The sequence below is a fragment of the Magnetococcales bacterium genome (assembly GCA_015231925.1).
Classification (GTDB): Bacteria; Pseudomonadota; Magnetococcia; order Magnetococcales; family JADGAQ01; genus JADGAQ01.
Genome location: JADGAQ010000160.1, coordinates 1 through 9,812 on the forward strand (window position 1 = coordinate 1; position 9,812 = coordinate 9,812).

At 64.6% G+C, this 9,812-nt stretch carries 10 protein-coding genes and 1 tRNA gene; 10 read left to right on the top strand and 1 reads right to left on the bottom strand.

Features of this window, described 5'->3' with window-relative positions; translation table 11 throughout:
• Window positions 1-1,278 (bottom strand): EAL domain-containing protein (locus HQL56_15120; GenBank protein MBF0310850.1); only part of this gene is annotated, 1,278 nt, incomplete at its 3' end.
• A 212-nt stretch (window positions 1,279-1,490) separates the two neighbouring features.
• Between HQL56_15120 and HQL56_15125 the strand changes: the two genes are divergently transcribed.
• From HQL56_15125 to HQL56_15170, 10 genes are all read left to right on the top strand, one after another.
• Entirely contained in the window at window positions 1,491-1,832 is a 342-nt protein-coding gene (locus tag HQL56_15125) for a hypothetical protein (protein ID MBF0310851.1), read from the top strand.
• Window positions 1,832-2,470 carry a hypothetical protein gene (locus HQL56_15130; GenBank protein MBF0310852.1) on the top strand — a complete coding sequence of 213 codons (639 nt, stop codon included), beginning with the start codon at window positions 1,832-1,834 and terminating at the stop codon, window positions 2,468-2,470. Before HQL56_15125 ends, HQL56_15130 begins: the two co-directional genes overlap by 1 nt.
• Window positions 2,470-4,344, top strand: coding sequence for a hypothetical protein (locus HQL56_15135; protein MBF0310853.1), 1,875 nt, complete (start codon window positions 2,470-2,472; stop codon window positions 4,342-4,344). Before HQL56_15130 ends, HQL56_15135 begins: the two co-directional genes overlap by 1 nt.
• Window positions 4,345-4,366: 22 nt before the next feature.
• A complete protein-coding gene (locus HQL56_15140; protein MBF0310854.1) occupies window positions 4,367-4,717 on the top strand; it encodes a H+transporting two-sector ATPase C subunit in 351 nt (116 codons plus the stop codon).
• 13 nt (window positions 4,718-4,730) lie between these two features.
• Window positions 4,731-5,027: a Vacuolar H+transporting two-sector ATPase F subunit gene (locus HQL56_15145; protein ID MBF0310855.1), complete on the top strand. Its 297-nt coding sequence runs from the start codon at window positions 4,731-4,733 to the stop codon at window positions 5,025-5,027.
• Window positions 5,024-5,647 carry a hypothetical protein gene (locus HQL56_15150; protein MBF0310856.1) on the top strand — a complete coding sequence of 208 codons (624 nt, stop codon included), beginning with the start codon at window positions 5,024-5,026 and terminating at the stop codon, window positions 5,645-5,647. Before HQL56_15145 ends, HQL56_15150 begins: the two co-directional genes overlap by 4 nt.
• Window positions 5,644-7,407: a V-type ATP synthase subunit A gene (locus tag HQL56_15155; protein MBF0310857.1), complete on the top strand. Its 1,764-nt coding sequence runs from the start codon at window positions 5,644-5,646 to the stop codon at window positions 7,405-7,407. The genes HQL56_15150 and HQL56_15155 overlap by 4 nt, the downstream gene beginning before the upstream one ends.
• On the top strand, window positions 7,404-8,807 hold the full coding sequence (locus HQL56_15160; protein ID MBF0310858.1) for a V-type ATP synthase subunit B: 1,404 nt from the start codon (window positions 7,404-7,406) through the stop codon (window positions 8,805-8,807). The genes HQL56_15155 and HQL56_15160 overlap by 4 nt, the downstream gene beginning before the upstream one ends.
• 3 nt (window positions 8,808-8,810) lie before the next feature.
• On the top strand, window positions 8,811-9,404 hold the full coding sequence (locus HQL56_15165; GenBank protein MBF0310859.1) for an ATPase: 594 nt from the start codon (window positions 8,811-8,813) through the stop codon (window positions 9,402-9,404).
• Between the two features lie 69 nt (window positions 9,405-9,473).
• Window positions 9,474-9,549 (top strand) — tRNA-Thr (locus HQL56_15170).
• Window positions 9,550-9,812 lie beyond the last annotated feature (263 nt).

Here is a 9,812-nt window from a genome sequence, read left to right on the forward strand (position 1 = left end):
GGAGGCGACCGGCGGGGTGTCACGGGGCAACAACCATCCGGTGGACAAGGCGCGGGAGGGGGCGTTCCAAACCATGTCGCTACACAACACCTGAAGGCCGTCGGGGGTGGACACGGCCATGGAAAGGGTGATGCACATAGCCTTGTCCGGCAGGGAGAGATAGGGCCTCGACACCTGGGGCTGACCCGGTTTTTCCACGGCGCGACGAAAATAGGCCCGCCGCGACCAGTCGGCTCCCTGGGCCTCCATCAGCGGTTGGAACGGGGAGGGCTTTTCGGCGCCGGGCCGGGCCAGGTTGCTGCCGATCTGCAGTCCCTCGGCATTGATGAGGTAGCAGCGCCTGATCTCCGGAATGGCCAGAAGAGGCGCCACGGCCAGTGGCAACGACTCCCCCGGAAGCAGGCGACAGGCCAGCAGAAAGGCCTTCTGAATGCGTTCCATGAGACTTTTGTGCAGCAGGCTCATGGCGACGGATTCCTGGTCCTGACGGTTGCGCAACTCCTGAAACAACAGAGGGATATCCTGTTGCGGCGCTTCCCGCAACAGACTGGGTCGGGCGAAATGGAAGCCCTGCACCAGATCCACGTCGCTCTCCAGGGCGATCAGGGCCTCCTCTTCGGTCTCGATGCCTTCCATGAGGACCAGGCAGTTGGTTTCGTGCAACAACTCCACCAACCCCGGCAGGACGCGCCGGGCCTTGGGATGACGGGTGGCGTTGCTCACCATGCTGCGGTCCAGCTTGACGATGTCGACCCCCAACCGCCAGATGCGGTCGAAATTGGAGTGGCCGGCACCGAAGTCGTCCAGGGCGATCAGACAGCCCAGTTTGCGGTAGTAATCCAGGGTTTCCGCCAGACGCCCCTCCTCGGGAATGGCGTGTTCCAGGATTTCGACCACCACCCGCGACGGGGAGACCCCGTGCCGCTCCATCAGGGCGTGGGTGTGGCGAATGCCTTGTTTGCTGCCCAGATGCAGCGCCTGGGGATGGAGATTGATGAACAGCCAGCCGCTTTCGAAGCCGCTGTCGGCGAAATGGGCGATATGAACCTCCCGACACAGACGGTCGATATGGGCCACCTCGGAGGGATTCAATCCGGCATGGAACAGTTCGGCGGGCGAAACCGCCGAATCGTCCACGCGACGGGCCCGCACCAGGGCCTCGAAACCGACCGCCTTGCGATGGGCAGGGCTGAAAATGGGTTGCAGGGCACTCCTCAGCCTGATCTCTCCCATGCCGTCGACGATCACGTTGCGGGGCGAGGGGTGGCGTTGAGACATGAACTCCTCCTTTTGGGGCCAATTGGCCGCGTTGCCCGAAAAACAGGCCCTGCCAGACCAAATAACAGGCAGAATGACGACAGGAGGTCCGGATTCATCCTTTCCCTTGCCTTTTCGCCACCCGATCTGGCAAGCTGAAAGCTGCCCTTGTTGTCACTGCCGGCCCGAAGAGACCAGGCATGGGGTTCAAGATCATTGCAACGGAGATGCCAATGCGGGAACCGCTTGCCGAAGGGCAGTCCGTCGAAGCCGCCATGAATCGTGCCCTGGCCGCCGAACAGGCGGCGGAAGAGGCCGTGGAAAAGTGCCGTCTGGAAGCGGACGCCCTGCTTGTGGAAGCCCAACGCACGGTGCGCCATATCGAGGAACGTACCGACGCACGCATGGTTTCGATTCGCAAGAATCGCTCCCGCATGATGAAATCCTACATGAAGCGAACGCTCCAGGCCAATCCCCGCCTTGTCGAGCATCCGCCGCTCGCCGAATCGCTGCTGGAAACGACGGTTGCCGAACTGGCGCGGATCCTGACCACGCCCTCCGCAGAGTCCCCCTGATGTCGGCCTCCCCCTCCCTGTGCTACGCCCAGGTGCGCCTGCAGGCCCGCCACGCCGAACGACCCGGAAGCGCGGTCTGGACCCGGCTCGGGGGGATACGCTCCTTCACTCTGCTGCTCAAACACCTCCGGGAGAGTTCCCTCGCCTACTGGGTCAGCACCGTCTCCGCCGATTACCAGGCCGCCGAGGTGGAACAGCGACTGGCCCAGCAATGGCGTCTGCAGGTGCGCGATCTCTCCGTATGGGTTCCCGGCGAGTGGAAGAAGGCCGTCTCCTGGCTGGAAGGGGCCGTGGAGTTGAATCGCTCGCCCTCCGGCGGGCCTTCCCTGGCGGAGTGGGGACGCCACTGGCAGTCCCTCTGGCCGGATGGCGTCGACCGCGCCGCTCGCGAGGGGCTGCGCCGGCTGACGACCCTGCTGAAGAAACATCAGGCCGCGTTTTCCGGCCTCTCCGGTCCCCAGGCCGGCTGGGAGGCCCGGGAAGACCTGCAGAGTCGCCTGACCTGGCTGCTGCGAGCCGAAACCGGTCGTCCGGCGGCGGTGTTCGCCTTCCTCGCCCTGATCTGGCTCGATTGGGAAAGAGTGCGGGGTCTGCTGGTGGAACGCCAGCTCTTCGACGAAGCGAAGGGATCCGCCTGATGCTGCGACCCCGAGGGGCCCGATGGTTCGAGATGCTGGTCGCCTGGGATGATCTGCCCCGAGCCGTGGAAGCCCTGGGCCAACTCCGCTCCGTTGAGCTGGAAACCGACGGTGGCGCCCCGTTGGTCACCCAGGTCGCCCCCGGGCTCGGGGAGAGACTGACCCGGTTTCAGGAATATGCCCGGCAGTATCAAGCCTTCTGGCCCCCCATTCTCATGCACGCTCCGCTGCCCCGCGAGGCCTTTCTGCCCCAGGTGGATCATGCCCTGGAGCAGCTCTCCGGCTGGGTGACGGAGGCCGGTCCGCTGATCCGCGCCCTGCGCCACACCGAAGGCCTTCTGACCGACATGGCCCATTACCAGGGCTTCGTGGGCGCCATGGCGCGCGGCGAACTCGACTTCGACCGATTGCGCCAGCCGGAAGGGGCGGTGCTGCAGTCGGCGCTGTTCGCCCTGCCGCCGGAAGCCCAGCTGGAGAACGACATCCCCATCGACCTGCTCTACCGCGACGTGACGGACCGCAACAACCGCTTTCTGCTGGTCGTCGGTCCTCGGGAGTCGGTGGGACACGTGAAAGAGGAGATCGGCAACGTCAACGGACGCACGCTGGAAATCCCCGACTGGTTCCAGGGGCGCGCCGCCGACCTGGTGCTGACCGTGGAACAGAAGCTGCAGCACGGTCAGCAGGAGATCAAACGGCTGAAACGCCAGTTGGAGCGGCTGGGCAACCACTGGCGCATCGCCGAAGCTGCCGGACTCCTGGACTATGCGGCCTGGCTGCTGCAAAACCTGACCGGAACCCCTTCGGTGGGGCCGCTGGCTCACATCACCGGATGGACCGACCGGCAGGAGGTGCGATCCCTCAATCGCATGCTGGCCAGTATCGGGGTTCGGGGTTTGCTGCGCTTTGCCGAACCCGTTCCGGGGCACCGCATTCCCATGCTGCTCGCCAATCCCGCCTGGGTGAAACCCTTCGAAATCCTTCCGGGCCTGATGGGCACCCCGGACGGCGACGATTGCGACCCCAGTCTGCTGGTGGCCATTCTGGCGCCGCTCTTTTTCGGCTACATGTTCGGTGACGTGGGGCAGGGGGCGGTGCTTCTGGGGGCGGGATGGCTGTGGAGGGAGCATCAGGCCGGAAAACTGCTCATCGGCGGCGGCGTCATGGCCATACTGTTCGGCTTTCTCTTCGGCAGCTTCTTCTGTCTGGAAGGCGTCTTCCCCCCCTGGTGGCAACACGCCCTGGCCCGTCCCCTGGATGTTTTGGCCTGGCCCCTGGGCGCGGGGGTGATCATCCTGCTGACCTCCCAGGGCCTCTCCGCCCTGCAGGCCCACTGGCAGGGCCAGGGCCACTCCTGGCTGGCCGTTCACATGGGGGTGACCCTGATCTACGCGGGTCTTCTGGCCCTGCCGTTTCCAGCCGTTCGCGATCCGGGTCTGGCGCTGATCGTCGTCGGTCTCTCCTGGCATCTCTTCGGTCACGAGCGGGAACATCCCTCCACCAGCGTCGGCCAATGGCTCAAGGGTTTGCTGCTGGCCCTCTCCCATCTGCCGGAGACCCTGTTGCAGTGGCTGGTCAACACCCTCTCCTTCAGCCGCATCGGGGCCTTCGCCCTGGCTCACGCGGGACTCTCCCAGGCGGTGGTGGCCCTGGCCGACGCCTCGGGCGAGGCCTACCTCCTGGTGCTGGTGGCGGGCAACCTGCTGATCCTCGCTCTGGAGGGACTGGTGGTGTCGGTTCAGACCACTCGTTTGATTCTGTTCGAGTTTTTTATCCGCTTCTTTCGAGGGGAGGGCCGTCCGTTCCGACCCATGCAGTTGCCTCCGGGCGGGCGGGTTTCCTGGGTGAAAGAGGGGTTGACATCCGATTCATGAAGCACGAAGGAGGAGTTTCGACATGGCTGCGCGCACCCGTTTCCTGATGGGTCTGACCTTTGTGATCACCCTGGTGGCGGTTGGCGCCACGTTGATGCTGCTGGGTATGCCGGCGATGGCCGCCCCCGCGCCGGCGACGGGACCACTCCCCGGCGGCGAAGGCGCGGGCTGGGGCTATCTGGCCGCAGCGCTGGCCACGGCGGGATCCTCCCTGGGCGCGGGTTACGCCGTGGCCCACGTCGCCACCGCAGCCATCGGGGCCATCGTGGAAAAACCCGAACTCCTGGGGCGCATGCTGATTCTGGTGGGACTCGCCGAAGGCATCGCCATCTACGGGTTGATCGTCTCCATTCTGATCCTCAATCGCTTGTAGAATGGGACAAGGCGTGGGCCAACCGGTCTTCATCGGGGACACGGCCAGTGCGGCGGCCTGGCGTTTTGCGGGACTCCGGGTGGTCACTCCGGACCCCGGCCAGGAACTGACCGTTCTGGCCGCCGTCCGCAAGGAGGCCCCCCTGGTGGTGATCACTGCGGAATTCGCCGGGAAACTGCCTCCCAAAGTGCTGGAGGAGGCCCTGGTGGCGGTATCGCCGCCGCTCCTGGTGGTAACGGACGTGCGTGGGCTGGTGGCGGTTCCGGATCTGGAAAAGTTGGTTCGCACCCGATTGGGGTTGGAGCAATGATCCACAACAAAGCCTCTATCACCGAACTTCAGTTGGGTTCCCTGCTGCGTCTGATCGACGAGCAACGCCAGAAGCGTTGCGAAGAGATGTTGCAGGAGGCCCGACGTCAGGCCGACGAGATCGTGCGACGCGCCCATCGGGAAGCGCGGGGACGCATGCGTCAGGCCGTCGGCGTGGAACGGGCTCTCATGCTGCGCACCGTGGAACGGGCCAAATCGCGCATGGAAGCGGAAAACCGCCGTCGCCATTTGCGCCAGACCACCAAAATGCTCTCTCAGGCCCGATCCCTGCTGGAGGAGGCGATGCGGCGCCGCTGGGCGGACCCCGTTTCCCGACTGGCGTGGCTGGCCATGGTGGTGCAGACGGCGAAACGCCATCTGCCCGCCGAAGCGGTCTGGTTGTGCCAGCATCCGCCCGGTTTCGACGCGGGGGAGTTGACCGCCTCCTTCGGCGCGGTGCGCTGGAGCAACGAGCCGGACGAAACGTTGACCGCCGGGGTGCGCGTCGGATTGGGCCAAACCTGGATCGACGGTTCCCTGGAGAGCATTCTGGGAGATCGACAGGCCATGGAAGCCCGCTTGCTGGATTTGCTGGACCAGGCCACAGGGGAGTCGCCATGAGCGATGCGAACATCTGTTGGATCGGGGGACCGGTATTGCGGGCCCGCTGCCGGGGACCCTTCCGGCTCAACGAGTCGGTCCTGGTGGGGGATCGGGGTCTGCTGGGAGAGGTCATCCGCCTGGACGGGGAGGAGATCACCGTGCAGGTCTTCGAAGACACCACGGGCCTGCGACCGGGTGATCTGGTACGGGGTCGGGAACAGCCGCTGGCCGTCCTTCTGGGACCGGGCCTGCTGGGCCAGATTTTCGATGGCCTGTTGCGTCCTCTGCGGGCCTACAAGGGGGCTTTCATCAAACCGGGCAGCATGGAAACGCCGCTGAGCATCCGGCCCTTCACCCCGAAGGTCGCGCCGGGCGAGCATGTCGGCGCGGGAGAGGTCATCGGCAAGGTCACCTTGCCCTATACCGCCGTTCGCACCCTGAACATCCTGACCCCGCCCGGTGTTTCGGGAGAGGTGGTCTCCATCGTGGCGGAAGGGGAATACTCGGAAGACCTGGAGCTGTGCAGCCTGCGGAGCAAGGATGGACGCCTGCACTCCGTCAACATGATCCACTGGTGGCCGGTGCGCCGCCCCCGCCCCGTGGCGGAACGGCGTGACATCGGCCCCCCCATGCTGACGGGGCAACGCATTCTGGATTGTCTTTTCCCCATCGCCCAGGGCGGCAAGGCCTGCGTTCCGGGGGGCTTCGGCACCGGCAAGACGGTTTTGCTGCAGACCGTGGCCAAGGGGGCAGACGCCGACTGCATCGTCTACGTCGGCTGCGGCGAACGCGGCAACGAGATGGCGGGTGTATTGGAAGAGTTTCCCCATCTGGAGGATCCCCGCACCGGCGGCCCCCTGATGGAGCGCATGGTGGTCATCGCCAACACCTCCAACATGCCGGTGGCGGCTCGCGAAGCCAGCATCTACACGGGGGTGACGGTGGCCGAGTATCTCCGGGACCAGGGACTCAACGTGGCGCTGATGGCCGACTCCACCAGCCGCTGGGCCGAAGCCCTGCGGGAGGTTTCGGGCCGGCTGGGGGAACTGCCGGGCGAAGCGGGTTATCCGGCCTACCTCTCCACCCGTCTGGCGGAGTTCTACGAACGGGCGGGCAGGGTGCAGACCCTGGGCGGAAAGAGCGCCTCCCTGACCATCATCGGGGCCGTCAGTCCCCCATCGAGCGACTTTTCCGAACCGGTGACGGTGCATACCAAACGCTATGTGCGCAACTTCTGGGCCCTGAACCGCAAACTGGCCCAGGCACGTTTCTTCCCTGCGGTGGATCCTCTGGTCTCCTATTCGGAGGATGCCCGCGATCTGGAGCTGTGGTGGCGCAAACGGGGCCATCCCCGCTGGGGGGAGCAGAGACGGCGTTTTCTGTCTCTGCTCGAAGAACAGCAGCGTCTGGAACGCATGGCCCGCATTCTCGGCAAGGATGCCCTGCCCATGGCGCAACGGCTGGTGCTGTTCTGCGCCGATCTGGTCAAGGAGGCCTTTCTGCGTCAGTCGGCCTCTTCGGAAAACGACCGTTTCACTTCGCCGAACCGGCAGATTCGCATGATGGTGGTTCTGGAGCGGTTTCTCGACGCGGCGCAGCAGGTGGTCGAGGCCGGGGGGGATGTGGAGGTTCTGGCCCGGCTGCCGGTGTTGCGGCGGGTGCAACGCATGGGTGAGGATATCCCGGAAACGTCCCTCGAACTCTTCGATCAGTTGGAAAAGGATCTGGACCTGGCCTTGAGCGGCCTGCAAAGCGGCCAGGAGGGGGGCAACCCATGAGTCAGGCAGCGGAGTTGACAGCCCGTGAGGTGGTGACGGGTATTCGCGGACCCCTGGTTTTCGCCCGGCGCACGGTGCAGGTGGGTCTCAACGAGGCCGTCACGGTGATCGGCGGCGACAACCGGCCCCGTCTGGGGCGCATCGCCGCGCTGGACGAGGAGTTTCTCACCATTGAGGTGTTGGAAACCACCTCGGATCTGGCCTTGGCCGACACCCGGCTGCGTTTTTCCTGCGAGCCGATCTCCTTTGCCCTAGGGCCGGGCATTCTGGGGCGGGTCTTCAACGGGGTGGGGCAGGTGATGGACGGCGGTCCCCCGGTGGCGGCCCGACAGGTGTTGCCGGTGGATGGCTCCATCATCAATCCGGTGGCCCGCATCCACCCTTCCGATTTCATCGAAACCGGCATTTCGGCGGTGGATGTGCTGGACAGTCTGGTGCGGGGTCAGAAGCTCCCGGTCTTTTCGGGGGGCGGGCTGCCCCATGATCAACTGGCGCTGCGCATTGCCCTGCATGCCCGGCTGCGAGGCGAGCAGGGGAAAAGCAATTCCTTCGCCATCGTTTTTGCCGGCATCGGGGTACCCTATCACACGGCGCGGCAGTTCCAGACCACGCTCGAAGAGGGCGGCGCTCTGGGTCACTCGGTGCTGTTTCTCAACTACGCCTCCGATTCGAGCGCACAGCGGCTGCTGACGCCGCGTTTCGCCCTGACGGCGGCGGAGTATCTGGCCTTCGAGGAGGACCGCCATGTCCTGGTCATCATGACCGACATGACCAACTACTGCGAAGCCCTGCGGGAGGTGGCCTCCAGCCACGGGGAGACCCCCAGCCGCAAGGGCTATCCGGGGTACATGTATTCCGATCTGGCCACCCTCTATGAACGGGCCGGTTGTGTTCACGGTCGTGCCGGCACCCTGACCCAGATGCCGATTCTGACCATGCCGGCGGACGACATCAGCCACCCGATTCCCGATCTCACCGGCTACATCACCGAGGGGCAGATCGTGCTGGATCGCCATCTGGACCGGCAGGGCATCTTTCCGCCCATCCAGGTGCTGCCGTGTCTGAGCCGGTTGATGAAGGACGGCATCGGCAAGGGTTTTACCCATGAAGATCATCCGGCCCTGGCCAATCAGCTTTACGCCGCCTATGCCCGCGCGGGGCAGGTGAGGCTGCTGGCCAATATCGTGGGAGCCAGCGGATTGATGGCCAACGACCGGCAGTTTCTGGAGTTCGGCAACGATTTCGAACGGAAATTCGTGCATCAGGAGGAGTCCCGCACCCTGGAAGAGAGTATGGAAATCGGCTGGTCCCTGCTGCGCACGCTGCCGGAGCAGGAGCTGACCCGGCTCTCGGAGGGGCAGTTGGAGCGTTACATCCGTCGTCCGGTGGAAGGCCGCTAGGCCATGGAGACCACTCCGACACGCAGCGCCCTTCTGGAACTCAAGGACGAACGCCTGGCCATGGGGGAGGGGTATCGCTTTCTGGACGAGAAGCGGCTGCTGCTGGCGGCCCGGATCGTGCGGACCCTGGAGCGGTACCGGGTGGTGTACCGGCGGTATCAGGAGGTGATCTCGGAGGGGGTGACGGCATTCCGGGAGGGGATACTGCGCCATGGCCTGGAGGAGTTGAGCCAAATGCCGGCTCCGCAATGCGAACTGGAAGGGAAGTGGACCATCCGGGATTTTTTCGGGGTCACTTTTCTGGAGGGGGGCGTAACGGCCCGCTTGCAACCTCCCCGCCAGGAAGCGGTGTTGGCCTCACCGGAATATCTGGGTCTGGTGCGGCATTGGGGTGAAGTAAGCGAGGTCCTGCTGGAGATGGTCCAGTTGTCGGGCAATCTCTACCGGCTGATCCAGGAGTACCGCCGTACCGAACGACGCGCCCGGGCGCTGGAAGAGGTGATTCTGCCGGAGATAGACGAACTGATGCATGAAATGGACATGCGCCTGGAGGAGTTGGATCAGGAGGAGGCGGTAAGGGCGCGGTTGCACCGTTAAACAGCCCCGGCCCCTATCGCGCCTACTTGCGTCCGCGCCCCAGTTGCGCTAAAAGAGAGCGGTCGCGACGCCGCCTTAGCTCAGATGGTAGAGCAGCTCACTCGTAATGAGCAGGTCTGCGGTTCGATTCCGCAAGGCGGCTCCAGAAAAGCCTTTAAAATCAGATAGTTGCAATGGGTTAGACGGGTTTCTGTCTAACCCATTTTTTGTCCAGCAATCAAATAGCAATCAATTGGGGGAAATTCGGGGTTCCAGCAATCGGGCCAGCAATCGCTGCCTGTACCCTGCCCGCCAGACTGACACCACCACCCCACCCCCTGCCCGCCGAACCCCCCAACGGCCCCGGCCCCGTGAGACTCCTGGCAAAAGCTCACCATTGACCAAGGAATTTTCCAGCCTCCATTTTCT